Origin of the sequence: Saccharothrix sp. ST-888 (assembly GCF_000955975.1) — a bacterium.
Classification (GTDB): domain Bacteria; phylum Actinomycetota; class Actinomycetes; order Streptomycetales; family Streptomycetaceae; genus Kitasatospora.
In genome coordinates this window covers 1-868 of sequence record NZ_JYJF01000301.1, presented here as the reverse complement: position 1 = coordinate 868, position 868 = coordinate 1, and the positions used below count along the sequence as shown (strand labels likewise).

Sequence of the window (868 nt, the reverse complement as noted above, 5' to 3'; positions counted from 1 at the left end):
GCTGGAAGGCGTAGGTGGGCAGGTCGACGCGCTGCGCGCCGGTACCCGCGAAGACCGCCTGCCAGTCGAGCTTGGCACCACGGACGTGCAGCTGCGCCAGGGCGGTCGTGAAGCTCTGTGCCTCGGCGCGGTCACGGCGCAGGACGGGGGCGAACACCGCCTCCTCCGTCACGCACTCCTGGCCCATCGCCGAGAGCGTGCCGTCCGGGCCCAACTCCAGGAACGTACGGACGCCTTCACCCTCAAGGGTCTGCACGGCGTCGTGGAAGCGGACCGCCTCGCGGACGTGGCGCACCCAGTATTCGGGCGTGACCAGCTCGTCGGTGACCTTGCCGGTCAGGGTGGAGACGACCGGGATCCGGGGAGCATCGAAGGTCAGACCCTCAGCCACCGTACGGAACTCCGCCAGCATCGGCTCCATCAACGGCGAGTGAAACGCGTGGCTGACCGTCAGGCGCTTGGTCTTCCGGCCATCAGCGGCCAGCTTCTCCGCAACCTCAAGCACCGCCTGCTCGTCGCCGGAAATCACCACCGACGACGGCCCGTTGACCGCCGCGACACCCACCTCGGCGCCCAGCAGCGGCACGACCTCTGCCTCGGACGCCTGCACCGCCACCATGGCTCCGCCAGCGGGCAACGCCTGCATCAGACGGCCGCGAGCGGCCACCAGCGCGGCAGCGTCAGCGAGCGAGAGAACCCCGGCGACGTGCGCGGCGGCCAGCTCACCGATCGAGTGACCCGCCAGGAAGTCCGGCCGGACACCCCACGACTCCACCAACCGGAACAGCGCGACCTCAACCGCGAACAGCGCGGGCTGCGTGTAGGCCGTCTGATCCAGCAGACCGTCCTCACCCGCGAACATCACCTC

Annotated in this window: 1 protein-coding gene; it reads right to left on the bottom strand. The window is 70.0% G+C overall.

Annotated elements, in window-relative coordinates:
* Window positions 1-868, bottom strand: an 868-nt coding sequence (locus tag UK12_RS32770) for an acyltransferase domain-containing protein (protein ID WP_045306852.1), incomplete at both ends; no start/stop codon positions are given.